Here is a 24,736-nt window from a genome sequence, read left to right as displayed (position 1 = left end):
ATGGAACAATTTAAAACATTAACCTCTACTGCTATTCCATTAGATATTGCTAATGTGGATACCGATCAAATTATTCCGGCACGTTTCCTTAAAGCAACCGATCGTAAGGGGTTTGGAGATCATGTGTTTAAAGACTGGAGGTTTCACAATGATGGCTCTGTAAATACAGATTTCGTACTCAATAATCCTAAATTTACGGGTAGTATATTAATTGCTGGTGATAATTTTGGTTGCGGATCGAGTAGAGAACATGCTGCTTGGGCAATTACCGACTATGGTTTTAAGGTTGTCGTCTCAAGTTTTTTTGCAGATATTTTTAAAGGAAACGCTTTAAATAATGGCTTGTTGCCTGTTCAGGTTTCAGAAGATTTTCTAAAACAAGTATTGCAATTGGTAAAACAAAACCCTGAAACAGAACTGGAAGTTCATCTTGAAAATCAGACCATTTCAGTGAAAAACTCTGAGATAACTGAAACTTTTGAGATTGATGCCTACAAAAAAACATGTATGATAAATGGGTATGACGATATCGATTACCTAGTCAATAATAAAAAATTAATTGAAGCTTTTGAAGCTCAAAAAACATATTAATACAACCTATGAAATTAAATATAGCAGTTTTGCCTGGTGATGGCATTGGTCCAGAGGTAACGAATCAAGCTGTCAAAGTTTTAAAAGCGATAGCATCAGAATTTGATCATAACTTCACATTTAAAAACGCAGATGTAGGAGCTATTGCCATTGACAAGCATAACAATCCGTTGCCCGACGAAACTTTGGATTTATGTAAGTCGAGTGATGCTATTTTATTTGGATCTATTGGTCATCCTAAATACGATAATGATCCATCGGCAAAAGTGCGTCCAGAACAGGGCTTGCTTAAGTTGCGTAAAGAGCTTGGGTTGTTTGCAAATATCCGACCAGTAAAAGCTTATGATACACTGTTAAATAAATCACCTCTAAAACGAGATATTATAAAAGGTACAGATATTAGTATTTATCGCGAGTTGACTGGTGGAATTTACTTCGGAAAAAAACAGTTAAGCGACGATGGTAATGTTGCTTCAGATTTATGTGAATATTCAAGATATGAAATTGAACGTATTGCTCATTTAGCATTTGAAGCCGCTCAAAACAGAAACAATAAAGTCACTTTGGTTGATAAGGCAAATGTTTTGGAGTCCTCAAGATTATGGCGAAAAGTAGTTAAAGACGTGGCTAAAAATTATAAAGATGTCACTTTAGATTTTCTATTCGTTGATAATGCTGCCATGCAAATGATACTAAACCCTAAGCAATTTGACGTGATTCTAACCGAAAACATGTTTGGAGATATTATTAGTGACGAAGCGAGTGTCATTGGAGGGTCAATAGGTTTGTTGGCATCGGCTTCAATTGGAGAAAAATATGCGTTGTTCGAACCTATTCATGGTTCGTTTCCGCAGGCAACAGGAAAAGGGATTGCTAATCCAATCGCCTCAATCTTATCTGCTGCGATGTTATTAGAACATTTTGATTTGTTTAATGAAGCGCAATTCATTAAAATTGCTGTAGAGAAATCCTTGAAATTGCATATTTCAACACCAGATATCAATTCAAAATACGATACTATAACCACGAGCAAGGTTGGTGACTTTATTGAGGATTTTATTAATAATCCAGAAGATTCCAATATGAATTTTACAAACATTCATTTGGGGCAATCAACAATCATATAATTAAATGCCAACACAGCCAAAACTTACTAGATTTAATCAAAATGTACTGTCTAAATATCAGATTTACAACAGTATATTCATGACCCTGCCTTTTGATACAATTACAAAAACAGGTGCGTTATTGCCTTTGTTTCACGAAACTTGTAAGAATGGTTTTGAAAATGGAGACAATCCAACCACTATAGTTAATACATTTTTTAAAAAGTACCAGGCCAGACGCTCGACGCAAAGTCAGATTGATTTATTGTTTAAATTCATACAATATATCGAACGTCAAGTCGTATTGTTTGATGCTATTGAAGATGCTGCATTTCCGATAGTAAATAATATGGATGGGATTGGTACTTTGCGAAGTTTAAAAGAATCGGTTTCTGCTGATAACAAATTAGAAACTCTTCAAAATTACCTGGAAGAGTTTAAGGTTAGAATTGTACTTACAGCGCATCCAACACAGTTTTATCCAGGTTCGGTTTTAGGTATTATTACCGATTTAACTGAGGCGGTTCGAGAAAATGATTTATTGCGTATTAATGATTTGTTGGCGCAACTTGGGAAAACGCCATTTTTTAAGCATAAAAAACCAACACCTTACGACGAAGCTGTAAGCTTGATCTGGTACTTAGAAAATGTGTTTTATAAGTCCTTCGGAACAATTTACGATTATATTCAGGATAATATTTTTGATGGAAAACAAATAGGTAACGACATCATTAATATAGGCTTTTGGCCAGGAGGTGATCGCGATGGAAATCCGTTCGTAACCCCAGAAATAACGCTTAAAGTGGCGAATAGATTACGGGAAACTATCATTAAAAACTATTATAGAGACGCACGACGATTAAGACGTAAATTAACCTTTCAAGGGGTTGAAGATCGAATTATTGCTTTGGAAACAGAGTTGTACAAAATGATTACGAATAAAAAGTCGAGCTTAACATTAGATCATTTTACTTCAGAAATAAAAGCGATAAAGGCAATTATTGTAGATAAGCATCAGTCGCTTTATGTAGCCGAAGTGAATAGTCTTTTAAATAAAATTCACCTATTCGGATTTCACTTTGCCAACTTGGATATTCGTCAAGATAGCCGAAAACATAATCAGTTTTTTAATGATATGGTCGACGCGCTTATTGCCAACGGAAGTTCGATGTTTCCGAAGAATTATCACCAATTATCAGAAAAAGAACAGATTGAGATCTTGTCTAAGGTTCAAGGTGTTGTCGATTTGTCTTTAATAAAGGACGAGGAAACCCTGAAAGCCTTAAATACAATGAAGGCAATTAAAACCATTCAAGAAACCAATGGAGAGCAAGCGGCTAACCGCTATATTATTAGTAACAATCAAACCACATTAAATGTGATGCAATTGTTTGCAATGCTCAAGTTGGTGGCGTTTCAGGATGAATTGACAGTTGATATTGGTCCTTTATTTGAAACTATTACCGATTTAGAAAATGCGCCTTCTGTTATGGAGGCTTTGTATACCAATCCTGAATATGCAGCGCACCTAAAATCTCGCGGAAATAAACAAACAATCATGCTCGGCTTTAGTGACGGAACGAAAGATGGTGGTTATCTCATGGCTAATTGGGCAATTTATAAAGCAAAGGAAAATCTAACAGCGGTATCTAGAAAATATGGGGTTACTGTAATTTTCTTTGATGGTCGTGGTGGACCTCCAGCACGTGGTGGTGGAAAAACTCATAATTTTTATGCCTCTTTAGGACCAACAATTGAAGATAAAGAAGTGCAATTGACGATTCAAGGGCAAACGATTAGTTCAAATTTTGGAACTTTAGAATCCTCGCAATATAACTTAGAGCAACTAATAAGTTCTGGGATTTATAATAGTTTAAGTGACGCCGATTTAAGTATGCTTCCTGAAAATAGAGAAGTGATGGAAGATTTGGCGCAATTAAGTTATAAAGCTTACAGTAATTTTAAAGCACATCCTAAATTTATTTCGTACTTAGAACACATGAGTACATTAAAATACTATGCGAAAACAAACATTGGAAGTCGTCCTTCTAAACGAGGAAAGGCTGAAGGATTGGTTTTTGAAGATTTACGAGCGATTCCGTTTGTGGGATCATGGAGCCAGTTAAAGCAAAACGTGCCAGGCTTTTTTGGCGTAGGTACAGCGCTTAAACATTATGAGGATGCCGGTAAATTTGACAAAGCGCAACACTTGTTTAAAACATCAGATTTTTTCAAAACACTTATTGAAAATAGTATGATGTCCTTGTCTAAATCGTTTTTTGATTTAACGAAATATATGTCTGAAGACGCAGAATATGGTGCCTTTTGGAAGCTTATTTTTGAAGAATACCAAACCAGTAAACGACTTATTTTAAAGTTGACAGGCTATAAAGAATTAATGGAAGAAGAGCCAGCAGGAAAAGGGTCTATTGCTATGAGAGAATCTATTGTTTTACCACTTTTAACGATTCAGCAGTATGCATTAAAGAAGATTCAAGAACTGGAAAAAGAAGGTGTCACATCTGGAGCAGAGATTGAAGTTTTTCAAAAGATGGTAACGCGTTCATTATTTGGAAACATTAATGCCAGCCGAAATTCAGCCTAGTAAGAAAGCGTTTTAATATGGAATATAAAAAGACCTGTTAGAAATAAATCTGACAGGTCTTTTTCTGTGGGCAAATAAAAGCAAACCCTCAAAATGTATCTTGAGGGTTGCCTTCCTAACTAATTAATAAAACAACAATTTAATGTTCATTTAATCTAAAATCTGGATAAGCATCCATTCCGTGTTCGTGAGCATCAAGCCCTTCTAATTCTTCGCGTTCAGAAACTCTGATACCAACTGTTTTCTTCATAACAAAAATGATTAAAAATGAAGATATGATACATATTCCTGCGTAGGATACGACGCCAATCAACTGGCTAACAAATTGTGCGCCACTAGCAAGTGCTCCAAAAATTCCAACTGCTAATGTTCCCCAAATTCCGCAAACCAAATGCACCGCAATAGCTCCAACAGGATCGTCTAATTTTAATCGGTCAATTAAGGATACAGCAAACACAATAATGGCACCGGCAACAGCTCCAATAATAATAGCGTCTGTTGGACTCATTTGATCTGCTCCTGCAGTAATACCAACGAGGCCACCTAAAATTCCGTTTAAAAACATAGTTAAATCCATATTTTTATATTTTAAGAATGATACTAATGCAGCGATAACACCACCAGAAGCAGCGGCTAAACAAGTTGTAACTAAGGTTAAAGAGGTTAGACCTGGATCGGCTGATAATACAGAGCCACCATTAAATCCAAACCAACCTAACCATAATATAATTACACCAGCAGTTGCTAAAGGAATATTGTGTCCAGGGATAGCTTGTAGTTTTCCGTCTTTAAATTTGCCAATTCTAGAACCCAATAAGCACACAGCTACTAATGCAGCCCAGCCACCAACAGAGTGGACTAAAGTAGAACCTGCAAAATCATAAAAAGGCGTTTCTAAAGTATGTAAGAAACCTTCTCCCCATTTCCAGGATCCTGCTATTGGGTAGATGAGGCCAACATAAAGTATAGTAAATATCATAAAAGGGCCGATTTTCATGCGCTCTGCAACAGCTCCAGAAACAATTGTCGCTGCAGTAGCAGCAAACATGCCTTGAAATAAGAAATCGGTCCAATAGGTGTAACCTTCATTGTAAGCTAAATCTAATGCGCCTGCTTCGGTAAGCGGTGCGTCTAATCCGAACCCTGCAAAGCCAAAAAGACCTATGTCGCCATCAGCAAAACCAGGATACATCAGATTAAAACCTACTAAGCAGTACAGTAGGAGTCCGATAGTAATTATAAAAATATTTTTAAATAGGATATTGATCGTGTTTTTTTGACGTGTCAAACCGATTTCTAAAAATGCAAATCCTAAATGCATAAAGAAAACGAGTGCTGTACAGATCATCATCCATACATTATTTGTAGTAAGTAATTCCATGTGTCTTATTTTAAAGTGTTTCCTCCTTTTTCTCCAGTTCGTATTCTGTATACCTCTTCTATGGTCGAGACGAATATTTTTCCATCGCCAACATCTCCAGTTGAGCCTGCTTCAAGAATGGCTTTTATAGTGACGTCTTCAAAATCATCGTTCACTACAATTGAGAGGTAGCGACGTTGAATATCGCTTGTGCTATAAGAAACACCTCTGTAGACATGGCCTTCTTTTTCGTTACCCAATCCTGTAACATCCCAATAGGAGAAAAAGTTCACACCTACTTCGTGTAATGCTTTTTTTACTGCGGAAAATTTTGATTTCCGAATGATTGCTTCAACTTTTTTCATAATGTATTTAGTGTTAGTTAAATTGATATACTGCTGCAACGAGAAAAGATGCTAAGCTTTTAGTCGACTCTAAATCGTTGTCAAAATAAAATTCTTCATTCCAGCTATCGAGTCTTATTTCAGGAATGATGGTTAAATCGTCAACCTTATAATTGGCAGATAATGTGGCTGCAAAAACGGTGTTGTCGTCAAAATCTTCCTGATGAAAACCAAAATATTCACCTCTTAATCCTAAAGCAAGTTTTTCAGATAAAGTGTATTGTGGGTAAAGCGCTGCGCCATAAAAGCCGCTGCCGTCTGTATCGTTGTATGTTGCATTTATTCCTAGAAAAAAGCTGTCACTTAAATCTGTTCCGCCCGTATAGTCCACTTGAAATGTAGGTTCGCTATTTCCGGTTTGATTTCCGTAGACAAAATTCAAGAATTGATTTTTATAACCTAACTGTACGCCTGCAGTATAGCTTCCGTCAAGATTGATTTCAGTAAAATCTGTACTATTCATTATAGCAAGCATTAAAGAAAAATCATCAGATAAAGTAATGTCTGCCTTCAGACCTGTATGTGAGAATGGTCCGTTAGAAAACATATAAGAAGTACTGTAATTGAAATTAGCTGTAGGAGAAATCACCTCATAGCCTAAAAACGTATTGAAGTTTCCTAAGGTTAGTGTTAACTTGTCACTCACATTATAGTACATGTATAATTGGTTAACTATATTGCTGGAGCCCATTGATAAGAAAACAGCATCTTCACCTCTAGGTCCAAATACAAGGTCTGCAACAAAGCCTACTTTACTGCCTTCATAAGAAATGATAGCGTTTGCCATGCCTAAGCTAAACCCGCTTCTATTTGCAAAGGACGTTCCCGGATTTAAAAAATAGGTATCGTCGCCATCTTCAAAGGCTTCATTGGGTCCTGTAAGATTGGTTCTAAAATAGGCATCAACACTTCCCGATATGGAGAATTTTTTATCAGATGTGTCTTCTGAGCTTTCTTGGGCAAAAAATAGTATTGGTGTAAGCAATACAGTGAGGGTAATTAAATGTTTCATATAAGTTAAAATTTATAGTTTGAAAGCGATAAATCTATATAAAAACATTTTTAACCCTTACAAAAAAGGGGTTTAATATTTTATTTTTATGAATTTGAAATTTTAACCCCCTAAAATTTAGGGGTAAAAATATTTTAAAGTGATTATTTTGTAAAATTGATAATCGTCATTTCGACGAAATGTTGCAAAAGCGGTTAAATTTTTATTTAATATTCAATATTTCTTAAATAGCGAAAACGTTTTCGCAATAAAAGTTGATTTTTGTTGAATTTTTTTCATTAGTAATTTTGCAGTTAAAAGACAATTAAATTGTAAATATTGTAATTAAACAGAGGTGTTTTGTGAATTCGAGAAAAGTGATTCTGCTTTTTTTTTTATTGGGCTCTAGGGTATATATTAGTTGTTTAACAAGGGTTGAAAAAACCTTTAAATTCTCTGAGATATGCTGAAGAAACAAGGACTTTATTTGCCAGAATTTGAACACGATAATTGTGGTGCTGGATTTATTTGTAGTTTAACGGGTAAACGTTCTAATGATATCATTCATAAAGCGCTAGAAATTTTAGTTAAACTCGAGCATCGTGGTGCTGTAAGTTCTGATGGTGTGACTGGTGATGGTGCCGGTATTTTAATCGATATTCCTCATAAGTTTTTTAAGATATTTTGCGATTTTGAATTGCCACAAGCTGGCGAATATGCTGTGAGCAATGTGTTTCTTCCTAAAAAAGATAACCAGCGTCAATTTTGTATTGATGTTTTTGAACATGAAATTCAAAATCAAGGTTTGAAATTAATAGGCTGGAGAGATGTGCCAGTTAATAGTGCTATACTTGGAGAGATTGCGAAACAAACTGAGCCATTTGTAAAGCAAATTTTTATTGGTAAATCTGATGCGAACCAATCCGATAAAGACTTTAACCTAAAATTGTTTGCTGCTCGTAAAATAGCAGAACATACGATCTACGATTCTAAATTGTCAGAATCTAAATTCTTTTACGTCCCTAGTTTGTCTACAAAGATTATCATCTTTAAAGGGCTTTTAAAACCTGAGCATATCAACGAATACTATCTCGATTTGTTCAATTCGGCATTAGACACGCGTTTAGCCTTAGTGCACCAACGTTTTTCTACCAATACATTTCCAACCTGGGATTTGGCACAACCATTTAGATACATCTGTCATAATGGTGAAATCAATACTTTAAGAGGAAATGTGTCTCGAATGTTTTCTAGGGAAGAAATTATGAAAAGTGAGGCCTTTGGTGACGATATCAAAAAAATTATTCCTACGATACTAAAAGGAAAATCTGATTCTGCTACCTTAGATATGGTTGTTGAATTACTATTGATGTCTGGTCGCTCACTTCCAGAAGCTATGATGATGTTAGTGCCTGAAGCTTGGGAGAAAAATCCAGATATGTCGGATGCTAAAAAAGCATTCTACGAATATAATTCATGTTTGATGGAGCCTTGGGATGGACCCGCTTCTATTCCGTTTACTGATGGTAATTATATTGGAGCTGTTTTAGATAGAAACGGATTGCGTCCGTCGCGATATACAGTGACTAAAAAAGGAAATGTCATCATGTCTTCAGAAACAGGTGTGGTCGATATTAAGCCAGAAAATGTAGAATATCACGGCCGTTTGGAACCTGGAAAAATGTTCTTGGTTGATATGAATGAAGGCCGAATTGTCAATGACGAAGAAATAAAAGAAGAAATCGCTTCTAGACATCCTTATCGACAATGGCTGGATGAAAATTTAGTTCATTTACGTGATATTTCAGCAAAAAAAGGACCAATTCAGTATGATGAAATAGAACTAAAAAAGCGTGAAATCGTTTTTGGTTACACCCAAGAAGATTTAAATACCATCATCAGACCTATGGCGCAATTAGGGAAAGAGCCCATCGGGTCCATGGGAAGTGATGCTCCAATTGCTATTTTATCAGAACGTCCGCAATTAATCTATAACTATTTCAAGCAATTATTCGCTCAGGTTACTAATCCGCCATTAGATGGAATTCGCGAAGAATTGATAACCGATATAAGCCTAACTTTAGGAAGTGATGTCAATTTATTTGATATCAATGCAGCACATTGCAAGAAACTGAAAATCCAAAATCCGGTTATTTCTAAACACGATTTAGATAAAATTAGAAATTATGATGTCAATCCCGATTTTAAGGTCAAATCTATTTCAATGTTATATGAAGTTAATCGAGGTTTGAACGAACTTGAAGTCGCGCTCGATAACTTAGTGACTAAAGCTTCAAAAGCTATTGACGATGGTGCAAATATCATTATTCTTTCTGATAGGTATGTCGATGAAAATCATGCGCCAATTCCAGCGCTTTTAGCATGTTCATACCTTAATCATGCTTTGCATAAATTAAAAAAGCGCTCTAAAATTAGTCTTATTATCGAGTCTGCCGAACCTCGTGAAGTACATCATTTTGCATTATTATTTGGGTTTGGTGCCAGTGCTGTAAATCCGTATATCGTTAACGAAATTGTACAGGAACAAATTAATAATAAAGATGTTACCGATTTAGAATATCTCACAGCGATTAAAAATTATAACAAAGCTATAGGAAAAGGGATTCTTAAAGTGATGAATAAAATCGGAATTTCGACACTTAACTCCTATAGAGGCTCACAATTATTCGAATGTATTGGTATTAATACAGCAACGGTTGAAAAGTACTTCCCCAATACGCCAACACGTATTCAAGGGATTGGCTTAAGAGAAATCGAACAAGAGATTGTAAAACGTCATAAAAAGGCTTTTCAGACTAATGATACAAATGTAGACATTGAAATTGGAGGTGATTATCGATGGCGTCGCGGACAAGAAAAACACATGTTTAATCCACTTACTGTGGCTAAACTTCAGGAATCTGTACGTACGAATAAAGCGGCAACTTTTAAAGAATATTCTGAGTTGGTTAATAACCAATCCAAAAATTTAATGACCATACGAGGCTTGTTTGAGTTTGATCAATTTGATCCTATTCCATTAGATGAAGTAGAGCCTTGGACCGAAATCGTTAAGCGATTTAAAACCGGAGCAATGTCTTATGGTTCGATAAGTAAAGAGGCTCATGAGAATCTAGCTGTTGCAATGAACAGGATTGGTGGTAAATCAAATTCTGGTGAAGGAGGTGAAGACCAAGAGCGTTTCTATAAAAGCTCTCAAGGCGATTGGCGTAATTCGGCAATAAAGCAAGTCGCTTCCGGTCGTTTTGGTGTGACCTCAAACTATTTAACGAGTGCCAATGAAATTCAAATTAAAATTGCTCAAGGAGCGAAACCAGGAGAAGGCGGACAATTGCCAGGTGCTAAAGTGAATCCTGAGATTGCTAAAACCAGAAATTCGACACCTTATGTGGGCTTAATTTCTCCGCCACCACATCATGATATTTATTCAATCGAAGATTTATCCCAACTTATATATGATGTAAAATCGGCCAATAGAGAAGCACGAATTAATGTCAAGCTTGTTTCTGAAGTTGGCGTAGGAACCGTTGCCGCTGGTGTTGCCAAAGCTAAAGCCGATGTGGTTTTAATTTCAGGTTTTGATGGAGGAACAGGAGCGTCTCCTTTAACATCTTTACGACACGCGGGTTTACCTTGGGAACTTGGTATCGCCGAAGCACAACAAACTTTAGTGATGAACGATCTTAGAAATCGTATTGTTTTGGAGTGTGACGGACAATTAAAAACGGGACGTGATGTGGCTATAGCTTGTTTGCTTGGTGCGGAAGAATTCGGATTTGCAACAGCGCCTTTAGTAGCTTCTGGTTGTATTATGATGCGGGTTTGTCACTTAAATACTTGCCCTGTAGGTATTGCCACTCAAAACCCAGAATTACGTAAAAAATTCAAAGGAAAACCAGAACACGTCGTGAACTACATGTATTTCGTAGCCCAAGAATTGCGAGAGATTATGGCTAAACTCGGATTTAGAACTATTAATGAAATGGTTGGTCAGGTTCAAAAATTAAATCGCAATAAAGCCATAGAACACTACAAAGCTTCAGGTATCGATTTGACACCTATTTTACATAAAGTAGAAGTGGCTGAAGATGTTAAGTTATACAATACAGAAACACAAAATCATAACCTCGAAACCCATTTAGATTTTAAAATTATCAAGCAAGCGCATCAAGCCTTATTCAGAAGGCAACAAACGCATTTAGAATTGCCAATTACCAATATAGATAGAGCTGTTGGAGCGATTGTAAGTAATGAAATATCTAAAATTTATGGCGCTCAGGGCCTACCAGATCATACAATTAATATTGATTTTAAAGGTTCTGCCGGACAAAGTTTTGGGGCATTTACGACCAAAGGAGTGAGCATGACTGTTCATGGAAATACCAACGATTATCTAGGAAAAGGCTTATCTGGTGGCACATTGATTATTAAAGTTCCTGAAGAAAGTACAATTGTTCCTGAAGCCAATATTATTACTGGAAACGTAACCTTATATGGTGCAACGGCAGGTGAGGTTTATATCAACGGAAAAGCTGGAGAGCGTTTTTGTGTAAGAAACTCAGGTGCGAAAGCTGTTGTTGAAGGTATTGGAGACCATGGTTGTGAATATATGACAGGTGGAGTTGCTGTGATCCTCGGAAGTGTTGGTCGAAATTTTGGAGCAGGAATGAGTGGTGGTATTGCTTATGTTTTAGATGAAAACAACACGTTTAAATCCTTCTGTAATTCAGAAGATTTAAATATCGATCCAGTAACTCAGGTTGAAGATCAGTTGCAATTAGAACAGCTGGTTGAAAATCATTTCAACGCAACGGGAAGTCCGTTAGCCAAACGCCTTTTAGAGGATTGGAAAAATAACCTTCCGAAGTTTAAAAAAGTATTACCAGAAGAATACAAGCAAGCTTTATTAAGATTAGAACAAGAAGAATTAGAATTAGCGTAAATTATGGGAAAGATAACAGGATTTTTAGAGTATGAGCGCCAAGACGAAAGTTATGTTGAGCCAAAAAAACGGATTAAAAATTATAAAGAGTTTACAGTTCCGTTAAAAGAAGATAAACTTAAAAACCAAGGGGCACGTTGTATGGATTGCGGAATTCCTTTTTGCCATAGTGGTTGTCCGCTTGGGAATTTAATTCCAGATTTTAATGATAAAGTCTATAAGGGTAAATGGAAGGAAGCTGCCGAAATTTTACATAAAACGAACAACTTTCCAGAATTTACCGGACGTTTATGTCCCGCACCATGCGAAGAAGCTTGTGTTTTGGGTATAAATGAAGATCCGGTAACTATAGAAAATATCGAAAAAAATATTGTTGAAACCGCCTTTAAAGAAGGTTGGATTACAGCAAAACCACCTAAAGTGAGAACCGAAAAGACAGTAGCAGTTATCGGTTCTGGACCAGCAGGATTAGCAGCTGCGCAACAATTAAATAGGGCAGGGCATTCGGTTGTTGTCTTTGAACGCGATGAAAAAGTAGGCGGCTTATTACGTTACGGAATTCCAGATTTTAAAATGGAAAAACACGTGATTGATAGACGTATAAAAGTGTTGGAAGACGAAGGTATTGTGTTTAAAACAAATGCACATGTTGGAGTTAACACCGAAGCAAATCTAATTAAAGAGACCTTTGATGCTGTGGTCTTATGCGGAGGCGCTACGGTTAGACGACATATTCCTATTCCTGGATCCGATTTAAAAGGAGTGACACAAGCCATGGATTTTTTAAAACTCAATAACCAGTATGTAGATGGTTTGGTTGATTTTAAGGATGTTATTTCAGCAAAAGGAAAAGATGTTATTGTAATTGGTGGAGGTGATACAGGAAGTGATTGTATTGGAACTTCTAACCGTCATGGTGCAACATCGGTTACTAATTTTGAAATTCTAAACAAACCTTCAGAAGGGCGACCAGCACATCAACCCTGGCCGTATTGGCCCATGAAACTAAAGACCACTACATCGCATCAAGAAGGTGTGGAGCGTTTTTTTAGTATTTCAACTAAAGAATTTTTAGGCGATGATAAAGGAAATTTAAAAGCATTAAAAACGGTTGAAGTCGAATGGATATTTAAACAAGGTGAGCGTCCTCAGCTTAAAGAAATTGAAGGTTCAGAAAAAGAATGGAAATGTGATTTAGCGCTATTGGCACTCGGTTTTACAGGTGCCGAAAAAACATTAGCTGAACAGTTTGGTTTGCAAATGGATTTTAGAACTAATATTGAAGCTTCAACCAAAGATTATAAGACTAATATACCTGGAATTTTTGCCGCTGGAGATATGCGTCGTGGTCAATCACTCATTGTTTGGGCTATTTCTGAAGGACGACAAGCAGCACATCACGTTGATGCTTATTTAATGGGAGAATCTACTTTGCCATTAAAAGATGACAATGATTTGCCACGAATTTAAACTTTAAGGGAAGTCACTAGTTTTAGGGTTAAGGAATTTATTCTAGTGCAAACAAAAAGCATCTTATTTAAAGATGCTTTTTGTTTTAAGAGGTATTTATTCTGGAAATTTCCTTTTAATTTCATCCAAACATAAATGGCCCATACTACCCATATGGGTATGTTGTTTGGAGGTGTCAGGCTTATAAGTGCCATTTTCAACCTCACTTCCAATTTTTTGATAGGCTTCTCTAAACGGCATACCTTGAACTACTAAGGTGTTGATATTATCTACAGTGAATAAGTACTGGTATTTGGAATCATTTAAATCGATGTCTTTTATAATTACTTGCTGAATGGCATAATTAAAAATGTCTAATAAGTCTTTCACATCTTCAATAGCTTTAATGGTATTTTCTTTCAGCAACTGAAAATCTCTGTGGTAACCACTTGGTAAATTGTTAGTGATTAATAGCATTTCATGATGTAAAGCTTGAATTTTGTTAGCTTTCCCTCTAATGAGTTCAAACACATCAGGATTCTTTTTATGAGGCATGATGCTACTGCCTGTCGTTAATTCATCTGGAAATGCTATGAAACCGAAATTTTGACTGTTATACAAGCAAATATCCATAGCAAAGCGCGCCATCGTATTGCATAAACTTCCCAGAGCTAAAGCTAGTGTTCGTTCGCTTTTTCCTCTGCTCAATTGTGCTGCAACTACATTGTATTTTAAGGTTGAAAAATCTAATGTTTCTGTGGTCAATTGTCTGTCAATAGGAAATGAACTTCCATAGCCAGCAGCAGAGCCTAACGGATTTTGATCTACCGTTTTTAAGGCTGCATTTAATAAATAAACATCATCAATCAATAGCTCAGCATAAGCCGAAAACCATAGCCCAAAAGAAGACGGCATGGCAACCTGCAAATGCGTATATCCTGGAAGTAAAGCCTTTTTATGTGTGTCTGCTAAACTAAGAAGTGTGTCAAAAAGTGTTTTGGTTTTTTGGTGAATCTCATTTAAATTGTCTTTGTAGTACAAGTGAAGCGCTACCAGAACCTGATCGTTTCTGGAACGTGCTGTATGGATTTTTTTGCCAACTTCACCAAGGGATTGCGTTAGCTCATATTCAATTTTTGAATGTACATCTTCAAATGTCGCCTCAATACTAAACGTGCCATTTTCAATCGCTTCGGAAAGTAGGTGTAGTCCGTTTTTGAGTTGCTGTAATTCTTCCGAAGAAATAATCCCAATAGAGGCCAGCATGATGGCGTGTGCTAAAGATGCCTGTACATCATATTTTGCAATATGTAAGTCAATTTCTCTGTCGTTTCCAACGGTGAATTGTTCAATTTTTTTGTCGATACTTATGCCTTTATCCCAGAGTTTCATAATTTGATTTTTTTGTTTTGGACTCTTTTTTTTACAGTACTTTTTCTAATAATTCAATATAAATTTTAATGCCTTCTTCAATCTCCTTAATATGAATAAATTCATCGGCAGAATGCGATCGTGTGCTATCACCAGGTCCTAATTTTAAAGACGGACAACTCAACACAGCCTGGTCTGATAGAGTTGGTGAGCCATAAGTGCTTCTGCCAATTTCAATTCCTGCAGTCACTAATGGATGATCGATAGGAATGGATGAGGAATTAAGTTTTGTGCTTCTCGGAATAATATGGTCACAAGGCGCTTCTTTTTGTAAAATTGAAACGATTTCTTGGTTTGTATACTTGTCATTAACACGAACGTCAACTACTAATTTTACATCTGCAGGAACTGCATTATGTTGTTGTCCGGCATTGATTTGTGTAACGGTTAATTTCACATCGCCCAAAGCTTCAGACGATTTATCAAACGTGTAATTTTTAAACCATTCTAAAACCGAAATCGTATTGTAAATCGCATTGTCATTATTGGGATGTGCAGCATGACTTGGTGTTCCTTTTACAACAGCATCAAAAACCACCAGGCCTTTTTCGGCCACTGCCAAATTCATTAAAGTGGGTTCTCCTACAATAGCGACATCGACTTTTGGAATCACACTTAGCATGCTGTTTAAACCATTGTTTCCGCTGCTTTCTTCTTCTGCGGAAGCGACCATCACCAGATTGTAATTTAAGTTCTTTTTATTATAAAAATACCCAAAAGTCGCCAATAAACTCACCAGACAACCTCCAGCATCATTACTCCCTAAACCGTATAATTTCCCGTCTTCTACAATAGCTTTAAAAGGGTCTTTGGTGTAGCCACTATTGGGTTTTACCGTATCGTGATGCGAGTTTAATAACAGTGTGGGTTTGCTGTTGTCAAAATATTTGTTCGTTGCCCAAACGTTATTTTGTGTTCGTTTAAACGCGATGTTTTGATGGCTGAACCATTGCTCGATATGTTGCGCTGTTTTGTCTTCTTCCGAAGAAAAAGACGGTGTTTCAATAAGCGCTTTTAACAATTGAATTGCTCTTGTTGTTAATTTATCTATCATCTCGTAATGGTTGTGTGTTTGATGTTTTTATTGAAAAGCATATCCGATTTGCCAATACAAACTTTTGAAACTCGATTGGAAACAGCATGTAAACAGTTTTTAATTTTTGGTAGCATACCTTCAAAAATAATGTGGTCATCTATTAATTGCTGAATGGTATCAGGTGTGATTAATTCGATAACAGAGTCGTCATTATTTACATCGTTTAAAACGCCATTTTTCTCGAAGCAGTAATATAATTCTACATTGAAAATTTCGGATAAACCTATGGCTAGTTCAGAAGCTATAGTATCGGCATTGGTATTTAATAATTGTCCGTTTTGATCATGAGTCATCGCACAAAACACAGGTGTTAAATTGTTTTTTAACAGTAACTCTAAAGGTTCTGTATTGACTTGTTTTACATCTCCAGCAAAACCATAGTCAATAGTTGTGACAGGTCTTTTTTGGGAAACTATGGTGTTACCATCGGCTCCAGAGAACCCAATTGCGTTACATTGGTGAGCTTGTAATTGTGCCACAATGGTCTTGTTGATTTTTCCTGCATACACCATGGTGATGATCTCTAAAGTTTCAGCGTCAGTTATGCGTCGTCCATCGACCATTTTAACTTCAACTTGCATTTGTTGTGCTAGTTTTGATGCTAATTTTCCGCCGCCATGTACCAGAATTTTTGGTGATTTTAAAGAGGAAAAATCTTTCAGGAATAGGTGTAGCGCAGTATCATCATCGATAATGTTTCCGCCTATTTTTATGATTTTTAGTGTTTCCATACGTTGTACTCGTCAAGCTGAACTGGTTTCAGCTTCTCATTATTTTGTTTTTTGTATGTGTGATTCTGAAACAAGTTCAGAATGACGGTGTTTATTTTTTTGATGTGATTCTGAAATCAAAGATTCATGAATACCTTTATTTGAATTAGATATTTAAGAATAAACAAGTTCAGAATGACGTCGGTTTGTAATATTACCATGTCTTATAATTCTTCTAAAATTTGCTTCAATACAATTTGTGCAGCAAAGGTTCTGTTATTTGCTTGTTGAATCACTACAGATTGCTCACTATCCAAAACCGCATCTTCAACCACAACATTCCGTCTTACAGGTAAACAATGCATAAATTTTGCGTGGCCTAATTTTATTTTGGTCATCATCCAATTTTCATTTTGATTTAGAACTTTTCCGTAGTCTTTATAACTGCTCCAGTTTTTTACATAGACAAAATCGGCATCTTTTAAGGCTTCATTTTGATCGTAAATAACGGGCGTATTTTTTGTGATTGCTTCACTCAATTCATAACCTTTAGGATGTGTAATAGTTAAGTCAACAGCCATGTTTTGCATCATTTCCACAAACGAATTAGCAACAGCCTGAGGTAATGCTTTAGGATGAGGCGCCCAGGATAGAACGACCTTAGGTTTTGCTTTTTCGGTCAATTCTGAAATGGTAATCGCATCGGCTAAAGCTTGCAAAGGATGAGCAGTAGCACTTTCCATATTTATTATAGGAACCGTTGCGTGTGTCAAGAAGCTATTCATCACCAATTCACTTTCATCTTTTTGTTTGTCTGTTAAACTAGGAAATGCTCTTACAGCAATCACATCGGCATATTGTGAAATCACCTGAGCGGCTTCTTTTATGTGCTCCGAAGTATTTGCATTCATGATGGTACCATCCTCAAACTCTAAATTCCAGGCGTCATTTACATTTAAAATCATAACATTCATACCTAAGTTTTTAGCTGCTTTTTCAGTACTTAAACGCGTACGTAAACTGGCATTAAAAAACAGCATAACGAGCGTTTTATGTTGTCCTAAATCTGAAAACTCATAGGGATTCATTTTTAATAAAATAGCTTCCTTTATCGTGTCGGTGAGGTTGCTAATATCTTTTATGTTGGTGTAATGTTTCATTAATTTAATTTTTGTAAAGCTGAATTTGTATCCCTTTTCAATTGAAATGGCATGCTTCTGAATCACGTATCTAATTCAGTTTTTAGAGCTTCAAAGAGCTGGTCAATATGTTTTTTCTGAATGGTTAAAGGCGGAAGTATGCGAATTAAATTAGGATTCTTGGAGCTTCCGGTAAAGATCTGATGCTTAAAGATTAACTTTTTCCGAAGTTCAGCAATAGGAAAATCGAATTCTAAACCTAACATCAAACCACGTCCTTTTAAATGCTTTATTGCTGAAATACCTTGTGCTTTCTCAATAAAATATGCTGAAATGTCTTTTGTATTTTGCAGCAAATGTTCTGATTCAATGACTTCCAAAACGGTAGACGAGGCAACACATGCCAGATGATTACCGCCAAAAGTGGTGCCTAATAAACCAAAAGACGCTTTTATATTCGGATGAATTAAAATTCCACCAATCGGAAATCCGTTGCCCATGCCTTTCGCCATAGCAATTATATCTGGAGTGACATTGTAGTGCTGAAAGGCGAAAAAGTCACCAGTTCTTCCAAAACCAGATTGGACTTCGTCGGCAATAAAACAAGTATTGTAGGTTTTACAAAGTTTGTCGATGCCTTCGTAGAATTCGGCAGTACTTTCATCCAAACCGCCAACACCTTGAATACATTCAATAATTACAGCGCAAACATCATTGTTGGCTAATGCTTTTTCCAAAGCGTCCAAATCACCTAAGTCTAACAGCTCTACCTCTTGCTGAGCGTTAATTGGTGCAATGATTTTTGCATTGTCTGTTGCAGCTACGGCGGCTGAGGTTCGACCGTGGAATCCGTTTTTAAAGGCTATGACTTTTTTCTTTCCGTTGTGAAAGGATGCCAATTTTAAGGCATTTTCATTGGCTTCAGCACCAGAATTGCATAAAAACAATTCGTAATCTTTACAGCCAGATAATTGCACAAGTTTTTCGGCTAAATCAACTTGCAACGGATTCTGAATCGAGTTGCTGTAAAACCCTAGTTTGGCAACCTGATCGCTGATATTTTTGACATATTTAGGATGCGAGTGTCCAATAGAAATCACAGCATGACCACCATATAAGTCTAAGTATTCAACACCGTTTTCATCGTAAACATACACGTCCTTGGCCTTTACAGGTGTAATGTCGAAAAGTGGGTAAACCTTAAATAAACTCATATCTGTTCTTTTTTAATATTGTTTATTTTCTGAAACGATGCTACCATACCTTGAATTAAAGACGAGCTTAGGCCTTTGTGCTCCATTTCGTTTAAGCCTTCAATCGTGCAGCCTTTAGGAGTGGTAACTCTGTCAATTTCTTCTTCAGGATGATTTCCGTTAGTGATTAATAAATTGGCAGCACCTTCGGAAGTGTACATGGCTAATTCCTGAGCTTCTTTGGCATCAAATCCCAGTTGAATGGCAGCTTGTGTTGTCGCTCTTATTAGACGCATCCAAAAGGCGATTCCGCTAGCGCACACTACAGTTGCTGCTTGCATTTGAGATTCCGGAATGGCGAGTGTATGTCCTAATCGGTTAAAAATAGCTTCAGCAATTTTAATGCGCTTTTCACCTTTGGTATTACTACACAAACAGGTCATCGATTTGCCTACGGCAATGGCAGTATTTGGCATGGCACGAATGATAAATTGATCTGTGCCAAGCTGACTTTCGATTTTAGAAATCACATAACCTGTAATGGTTGAAATCAAGACATGATTTTCGGTGAGATGCGGTTTGATATCATTTAAAATGTGCTCAAAATGGGCAGGTTGAACTGCAAAAATCAGAATATCTGAATGTTTAACAGCTTCGAGATTATCTGTGGTTAAATACACATTTTTATACCCATCAAACTCTTGAATAGCGTCTAGATTCCGCTTGGTTAAATATAAGCTGGTGATTGCGTTATTGGTAATTAACCCTTTGGCGATAGATTTTCCTAAGTTTCCTGTTCCTATGATTGCTATTTTCATGTTTTTCTTGTTGTCTTTAAAAATAATTAGCCTTTAATTGTAAGCCTTCAGTTTCTTCAAAACCAAACATCAAATTCATGTTTTGAATGGCTTGTCCTGAAGCACCTTTTAATAAATTATCAATGATGCTGGTTACCAGTAATTTGTTGTCATGTTTGTGTAGATGAAGAATGCATTTATTTGTGTTTACCACTTGTTTTAAATGAATCTCTTCGTCTGAAACAACTGTAAATGCGGCAGCTTTATAAAATTCTGAATACAGCTGTTTGGCTTCACTTAAGTTGCCTTCATATTTAGTGTATAATGTGGCGAAAATTCCTCTGGAAAAATTTCCTCGGTTTGGTAAAAAGTTGATATCTGAATCAAAAGTTGATTGCAATGATGTCACCGACTGATTAATCTCACCCAAATGCTGATGCGTAAATGCTTTGTAATGTGAAACGTTATTATCTCGCCATGTAAAGTGAGTTGTTGACGATAAGGAAGTGCCAGCGCCTGTGGCTCCTGTAACGGCATTCACATGTATGTCGTCATGTAAAATTTTGGAGTTAGCTAATGGCAATAATGCTAATTGAATTGCCGTAGCAAAACATCCCGGATTGGCAATGTAATTTGCTTTTGTAATTGCTTCTTTATTCAATTCAGGTAAGCCATAGACAAAAGTTTTATCTTTAAAAACAGCGTCTTTAGCTAATCTGAAATCGTTACTTAAATCAATGATTTTAGTGTCTGCAGCAAACGAATTATTTTCTAAAAATGCTTTTGAATTTCCGTGTCCTAAACATAAGAATAGCACATCTACTTTAGGATTAATTTTATTAGTAAATTCTACATCTGTGTTGCCTATCAAATCCTGATGCACTTTTGATATTTTATTGCCAGCATTTGAGGTGCTGTAAATAAAATTGATGTTGACTTTTGGGTGATTCAGCAACAATCTAATGAGTTCTCCTGCGGTGTAACCTGCGCCTCCAATGATTCCTATGTCTAACATGCTTTAAGAATTTACTTGTTGATAGATTTTGTTTTGATTGCCTATAATTTTTATAAAGCCTTTAGCTTCATCAGCAGTCCAGCCTTTATTTTCTTCACCATAACTTCCAAATTTGGCATTCATTAAATCGTGTTTAGAGTCGATACCATCTAAATTAAAATGATAAGGTTTAAGTGTTATAAAAACATCGCCTGAGACTTTAGCTTGACTGCTTTGTAAAAAGGCTTCCATGTCTCGCATCACGGGATCCAGATATTGACCTTCATGAAGATGCATTCCGTAGAAACTAGCCAAGTACTCTTTGTGTTGTAATTGCCATTTGGTAAGCGTATGTTTTTCTAATAAATGATGTGCTTTAATTGTAATGATGGCTGCTGCAGCTTCAAAACCAACACGTCCTTTAATACCTACAATAGTGTCTCCAACATGAATGTCTCTGCCAATAGCATAAGCCGAAGCTAAATTGTTAAGCACTTCAATATTGACTTCTGGATTGTTTTTTATTCCGTTTACAGCAACCAATTCGCCTTCAGAAAATGTAAGCGTTACTTTTTCGTCTTTGACATGTTTTAATTGCGAAGGAAATGCTGATTCAGGTAATGGTTGTTCCGATGTTAAAGTTTCAGAACCGCCAACGCTTGTGCCCCAAAGTCCTTTGTTAATTGAATATTTCGCTTTTTCCCAAGACATATCAATGCCGTTTTCTTTGAGGTAATCAATCTCTTGTTGTCTCGTTAATTGACCATCTCTAATTGGCGTGATGATATTGATGTTTGGCGCTAAGGTTTGGAAAATCATGTCAAAGCGTACCTGATCGTTGCCGGCTCCTGTGCTTCCGTGAGCAATATATTGAGCGTCGATACTTTTTGCATATTCAATAATTTCAATGGCTTGAATAATACGTTCGGCACTAACAGATAGTGGGTAGGTGTTGTTTTTTAGCACATTTCCGAAGATTAAAAACTTAATAACCTTATGGTAATACGATGAAATGGCGTCTATGTTTTTATAGGTCGACACACCCATTTTGTAGGCGTTTTTTTCTATTGAAGCAATTTCTTCCTCAGAAAATCCACCTGTATTTACGCTTACAGCATGTACATCATATCCAGCTTTACTCAGACTTACAGCGCAGTAAGATGTATCTAAACCGCCACTATAGGCGATGACTAATTTGTTATTCATTTTTCTTTTCTTTTTTAAGGAATCTTGTTTGTTTAATGTTTTTCAATCTGGTCCACACCTTTTTGTCATAAGTATGTTTTGGGGTGTTATTGGTTTCTTTTGAAGGATCGTATAGCATCCCTGTGCACAAGCACATTTTTTGCTCTGTTCGTTGAAGTACATCGTAGTTTTTGCAAGTCTGACAGCCGTTCCAGAAGGTTTGATCGGTGGTCAACTCTGAAAACGTAACAGGTTTGTAACCTAAATCGCTATTCATTTTCATAACCGCAAGTCCGGTTGTAATACTGAAAATTTTTGCTTCAGGAAACTTTGATCTGGAGTGCTCAAAAATAACTTGTTTTATTTGTTTGGCTAAACCTAGATTTCTATAATCGGGATGAACAATTAATCCAGAATTTGCTACGAATTTCCCATGACTCCATTGTTCGATATAGCAAAATCCTGCAAACTTATCACCATCTAACGCAATCACGGCATTGCCATTTTCCAGTTTGGTAATGATGTATTCAGGTTTGCGTTTTGCAATTCCTGTTCCTCTAACTAAAGCGGCATCTGCAATAGTTTGGCAAATAATGTCTGCATAAATACTATGCGATTTATTAGCAATAACAATTTCCATTGTAATTGATGTGTTTATTAAATATGTAAAGATTTTGGTTTTTTGAAAGCAGAGCCGGACTCACCTAAGCTCCATAAATAGAAGTACACCCTTAAGGGCGACGACGCAAAATGGGACGCAATACGCTATGATTATCTGTTGAGATAATTAAGGTTTGAATTTGATATTTAAATGTTGAGTTGTACACAGTAAAAAAATAAAAATGAATATAGAGTTTGCTAAATAGAAGAATTAGCGACGGCGTTTTGTCAAATCAAGACCTGTGGGTCTGGGTGCTCTATATTTGTGTCTTAGTGTAAACATATGGCTAAACTACATATTAAATTATAAACAACCATACCTGAAAACGAGTTTCTTATAAGATTTACGATATTCTAAATAAATGACTTAAATATTATAAATATCTCATAATTAGGCTGCTTTTTATTAAAGTATATAATCGGTACTCACAAAATTTGAAGCTCTGGAGTCTAATAAATCTTTTAAAATAGCATTGTTATAATCATTGTCTTTTGAAGCGACAAAGGTTCTAATAGAAAATGAGCGTAAAGCATCGTGCACACTCAATGTTGCAACTGCTGAATCTTTTCTTCCAGTAAACGGATAAACATCAGGTCCGCGTTGGCAAGAACTATTTAAATTAACTCTGCAAACTAAATTGACCAAGGTATCAATTAAAGGTGCTAAGGTTTTAATGTCTTTTCCGAATAAACTCACTTGCTGGCCATAATTTGAAGCAGCCATATCGTCTAAAGGCTCTTCAATATCTGAAAACGGAATAACAGGTATTACTGGTCCAAATTGTTCTTCTTCATAAACACGCATGTCTTTTGAAACAGGATATAATACAGCTGGGAAAATATAGTTTTCGGTAGTTTTTCCACCTTTTTCATTTATGATTGTAGCGCCTTTATCCAGAGCATCATCAATCAATTCTTGAATATAAGCGGGTTTATCCGGTTCAGGTAACGGCGTTAGTTTAGCGCCATTTTCCCATGGGTTTCCAAACTTAAGACCGTCTACTTTTTCAGAAAAACGCTTGTTAAACTCATCTACAATGGCATCATGTACATATAACACTTTTAAAGCGGTACAACGTTGTCCGTTAAACGAGGTCGCTCCAGCAATGCATTCGTCGATAGCTAAATCCAAATCCGCATCTTTTAAAACAATGGCTGGGTTTTTAGCTTCCAGACCAAGTACTAGGCGCAATCTATTACTTTTAGGATGTTGGTTTTGTAAGGCATTTGCAGACTTACTGTTTCCTATCAAGGCTAATACATCAACTTTACCAGATTGCATAATTGGTGACGCAACAGTTCGTCCGCGACCATAAATAATATTAACCACACCTTTTGGAAAGCTATTTCTAAAGGCCTCTAACAATGGCGTCAATAATAAAACCCCATGTTTTGCAGGTTTAAAAATAGTCGTGTTTCCCATCATGATCGCAGGAATTAATAAGGCAAAGGTTTCATTTAAAGGATAATTGTAAGGACCTAAGCACAATACAACACCTAAAGGACCTCTTCTGATATGCGCTCGAACACCATCATGTTTTTCAAACTTGGCACTATCGCGATCCATTTGTTTATAATCTTCAATGGTGTCATAGATGTATTCGACAGTTCTGTCAAATTCTTTTTGAGAATCTGGTAAGTTTTTTCCGATTTCCCACATTAATAATTTAACGACTTCTTCGCGTTTGGTTTTCATTTGTTCGACAAACGTTTCCATACAAGCAATCCTATCGGCTACCTTCATTGTTGGCCATAAGCCTTGCCCTTTGTCGTAAGCATTTACAGCAGCATCTAAAGCGCTCAATGCTTCCTTTTCAGTAAGTGTAGGAATGCTTCCTAGTAGGGTTGGTTTATAATCTTTAGTTGAAGAAATTGTGGAGTAGACTTCAGACGTTTCGCCTTCCCATTTTACTAACTTCCCATCGACTAAATAGGTGGATTGATGGGTTAAGTCTTTGATTTGAAACTGTTCAGGAATGTCTACAAATGTTGAAGTCATAATCACTTGTTTTTGTTTTCATTAAAATAAAGATACATCATATATCTATTGAATGGTTTACGT

Annotated in this window: 18 protein-coding genes; 5 read left to right on the top strand and 13 right to left on the bottom strand. The window is 36.3% G+C overall.

The genetic code is table 11. The features are described from left to right. From leuD to N4270_RS01610, 3 genes are read left to right on the top strand one after another with little or no spacing between them, the layout of a single operon-like run. Positions 1 to 591: a 3-isopropylmalate dehydratase small subunit gene (leuD, locus tag N4270_RS01620; protein ID WP_260095047.1), complete on the top strand. Its 591-nt coding sequence runs from the start codon at positions 1 to 3 to the stop codon at positions 589 to 591. Positions 592 to 599: 8 nt separating this feature from the next. Beyond that, positions 600 to 1,718 carry a 3-isopropylmalate dehydrogenase gene (gene leuB, locus N4270_RS01615; RefSeq protein ID WP_260095046.1) on the top strand — a complete coding sequence of 373 codons (1,119 nt, stop codon included), beginning with the start codon at positions 600 to 602 and terminating at the stop codon, positions 1,716 to 1,718. A gap of 4 nt (positions 1,719 to 1,722) precedes the next feature. Continuing rightward, positions 1,723 to 4,302 carry a phosphoenolpyruvate carboxylase gene (locus tag N4270_RS01610; protein ID WP_260095045.1) on the top strand — a complete coding sequence of 860 codons (2,580 nt, stop codon included), beginning with the start codon at positions 1,723 to 1,725 and terminating at the stop codon, positions 4,300 to 4,302. Between the two features lie 139 nt (positions 4,303 to 4,441). On the opposite strand, the gene N4270_RS01605 is transcribed toward N4270_RS01610, so the two are convergent. Genes N4270_RS01605 through N4270_RS01595 form a run of 3 tightly spaced genes read right to left on the bottom strand, consistent with a single transcriptional unit; the run spans position 4,442 to position 7,078 of the window. After that, the gene (locus tag N4270_RS01605) at positions 4,442 to 5,683 is read right to left on the bottom strand and encodes an ammonium transporter (RefSeq protein WP_260095044.1); all 1,242 of its coding nucleotides are present in this window, start codon (positions 5,681 to 5,683) and stop codon (positions 4,442 to 4,444) included. A 5-nt stretch (positions 5,684 to 5,688) separates the two neighbouring features. Further along, entirely contained in the window at positions 5,689 to 6,027 is a 339-nt protein-coding gene (locus N4270_RS01600; RefSeq protein ID WP_260095043.1) for a P-II family nitrogen regulator, read from the bottom strand. Positions 6,028 to 6,040: 13 nt separating this feature from the next. Then, positions 6,041 to 7,078 (bottom strand): porin, encoded by a 1,038-nt coding sequence (locus N4270_RS01595; RefSeq protein ID WP_260095042.1) that lies wholly within the window; start codon positions 7,076 to 7,078, stop codon positions 6,041 to 6,043. Between the two features lie 442 nt (positions 7,079 to 7,520). Between N4270_RS01595 and gltB the strand changes: the two genes are divergently transcribed. Beyond that, positions 7,521 to 12,020 (top strand): glutamate synthase large subunit, encoded by a 4,500-nt coding sequence (gene gltB / locus N4270_RS01590; protein WP_260095041.1) that lies wholly within the window; start codon positions 7,521 to 7,523, stop codon positions 12,018 to 12,020. Positions 12,021 to 12,023: 3 nt separating this feature from the next. Further along, positions 12,024 to 13,490, top strand: a complete 1,467-nt coding sequence (locus N4270_RS01585; protein ID WP_260095040.1) for a glutamate synthase subunit beta — start codon at positions 12,024 to 12,026, stop codon at positions 13,488 to 13,490. Positions 13,491 to 13,586: 96 nt separating this feature from the next. On the opposite strand, the gene argH is transcribed toward N4270_RS01585, so the two are convergent. From argH to N4270_RS01535, 10 genes are all read right to left on the bottom strand, one after another. Then, a complete protein-coding gene (gene argH / locus N4270_RS01580) occupies positions 13,587 to 14,861 on the bottom strand; it encodes an argininosuccinate lyase (RefSeq protein ID WP_260095039.1) in 1,275 nt (424 codons plus the stop codon). A gap of 31 nt (positions 14,862 to 14,892) precedes the next feature. Further along, on the bottom strand, positions 14,893 to 15,954 hold the full coding sequence (locus N4270_RS01575) for a M20 family metallo-hydrolase (RefSeq protein WP_260095038.1): 1,062 nt from the start codon (positions 15,952 to 15,954) through the stop codon (positions 14,893 to 14,895). After that, on the bottom strand, positions 15,951 to 16,727 hold the full coding sequence (argB, locus tag N4270_RS01570; protein ID WP_260095037.1) for an acetylglutamate kinase: 777 nt from the start codon (positions 16,725 to 16,727) through the stop codon (positions 15,951 to 15,953). Before argB ends, N4270_RS01575 begins: the two co-directional genes overlap by 4 nt. A 203-nt stretch (positions 16,728 to 16,930) precedes the next feature. After that, positions 16,931 to 17,866 carry an acetylornithine carbamoyltransferase gene (locus tag N4270_RS01565; RefSeq protein WP_260095036.1) on the bottom strand — a complete coding sequence of 312 codons (936 nt, stop codon included), beginning with the start codon at positions 17,864 to 17,866 and terminating at the stop codon, positions 16,931 to 16,933. 62 nt (positions 17,867 to 17,928) lie between these two features. Further along, positions 17,929 to 19,059, bottom strand: a complete 1,131-nt coding sequence (locus N4270_RS01560; protein WP_260095035.1) for an aspartate aminotransferase family protein — start codon at positions 19,057 to 19,059, stop codon at positions 17,929 to 17,931. Then, complete coding sequence (gene proC / locus N4270_RS01555) at positions 19,056 to 19,856, bottom strand: pyrroline-5-carboxylate reductase (RefSeq protein WP_260095034.1); 801 nt, start codon at positions 19,854 to 19,856, stop codon at positions 19,056 to 19,058. The genes N4270_RS01560 and proC overlap by 4 nt, the downstream gene beginning before the upstream one ends. Before the next feature lie 16 nt (positions 19,857 to 19,872). Next, the gene (argC, locus tag N4270_RS01550) at positions 19,873 to 20,850 is read right to left on the bottom strand and encodes an N-acetyl-gamma-glutamyl-phosphate reductase (protein ID WP_260095033.1); all 978 of its coding nucleotides are present in this window, start codon (positions 20,848 to 20,850) and stop codon (positions 19,873 to 19,875) included. Between the two features lie 3 nt (positions 20,851 to 20,853). Then, positions 20,854 to 22,035, bottom strand: a complete 1,182-nt coding sequence (locus tag N4270_RS01545) for an argininosuccinate synthase (protein ID WP_260095032.1) — start codon at positions 22,033 to 22,035, stop codon at positions 20,854 to 20,856. Further along, positions 22,028 to 22,654: a GNAT family N-acetyltransferase gene (locus N4270_RS01540; protein ID WP_260095031.1), complete on the bottom strand. Its 627-nt coding sequence runs from the start codon at positions 22,652 to 22,654 to the stop codon at positions 22,028 to 22,030. The genes N4270_RS01545 and N4270_RS01540 overlap by 8 nt, the downstream gene beginning before the upstream one ends. 426 nt (positions 22,655 to 23,080) lie before the next feature. Further along, a complete protein-coding gene (locus N4270_RS01535) occupies positions 23,081 to 24,673 on the bottom strand; it encodes an NADP-dependent glyceraldehyde-3-phosphate dehydrogenase (protein WP_260095030.1) in 1,593 nt (530 codons plus the stop codon). Positions 24,674 to 24,736: the final 63 nt, after the last annotated feature.

The organism is Psychroserpens sp. SPM9 (assembly GCF_025153525.1).
Classification (GTDB): Bacteria; Bacteroidota; Bacteroidia; order Flavobacteriales; family Flavobacteriaceae; genus Psychroserpens.
The sequence above is the reverse complement of the archived record's forward strand: the minus strand, read 5'-3'. Positions and strand labels throughout refer to the sequence as shown.

Coding starts and splice junctions, on each gene's coding strand:
- leuD (WP_260095047.1), top strand. CDS start 1: ATGGAACAATTTAAAACATTAACCTCTACTGCTATTCCATTAGATATT.
- leuB (WP_260095046.1), top strand. CDS start 600: ATGAAATTAAATATAGCAGTTTTGCCTGGTGATGGCATTGGTCCAGAG.
- N4270_RS01610 (WP_260095045.1), top strand. CDS start 1,723: ATGCCAACACAGCCAAAACTTACTAGATTTAATCAAAATGTACTGTCT.
- N4270_RS01605 (WP_260095044.1), bottom strand. CDS start 5,683: ATGGAATTACTTACTACAAATAATGTATGGATGATGATCTGTACAGCA.
- N4270_RS01600 (WP_260095043.1), bottom strand. CDS start 6,027: ATGAAAAAAGTTGAAGCAATCATTCGGAAATCAAAATTTTCCGCAGTA.
- N4270_RS01595 (WP_260095042.1), bottom strand. CDS start 7,078: ATGAAACATTTAATTACCCTCACTGTATTGCTTACACCAATACTATTT.
- gltB (WP_260095041.1), top strand. CDS start 7,521: ATGCTGAAGAAACAAGGACTTTATTTGCCAGAATTTGAACACGATAAT.
- N4270_RS01585 (WP_260095040.1), top strand. CDS start 12,024: ATGGGAAAGATAACAGGATTTTTAGAGTATGAGCGCCAAGACGAAAGT.
- argH (WP_260095039.1), bottom strand. CDS start 14,861: ATGAAACTCTGGGATAAAGGCATAAGTATCGACAAAAAAATTGAACAA.
- N4270_RS01575 (WP_260095038.1), bottom strand. CDS start 15,954: ATGATAGATAAATTAACAACAAGAGCAATTCAATTGTTAAAAGCGCTT.
- argB (WP_260095037.1), bottom strand. CDS start 16,727: ATGGAAACACTAAAAATCATAAAAATAGGCGGAAACATTATCGATGAT.
- N4270_RS01565 (WP_260095036.1), bottom strand. CDS start 17,866: ATGAAACATTACACCAACATAAAAGATATTAGCAACCTCACCGACACG.
- N4270_RS01560 (WP_260095035.1), bottom strand. CDS start 19,059: ATGAGTTTATTTAAGGTTTACCCACTTTTCGACATTACACCTGTAAAG.
- proC (WP_260095034.1), bottom strand. CDS start 19,856: ATGAAAATAGCAATCATAGGAACAGGAAACTTAGGAAAATCTATCGCC.
- argC (WP_260095033.1), bottom strand. CDS start 20,850: ATGTTAGACATAGGAATCATTGGAGGCGCAGGTTACACCGCAGGAGAA.
- N4270_RS01545 (WP_260095032.1), bottom strand. CDS start 22,035: ATGAATAACAAATTAGTCATCGCCTATAGTGGCGGTTTAGATACATCT.
- N4270_RS01540 (WP_260095031.1), bottom strand. CDS start 22,654: ATGGAAATTGTTATTGCTAATAAATCGCATAGTATTTATGCAGACATT.
- N4270_RS01535 (WP_260095030.1), bottom strand. CDS start 24,673: ATGACTTCAACATTTGTAGACATTCCTGAACAGTTTCAAATCAAAGAC.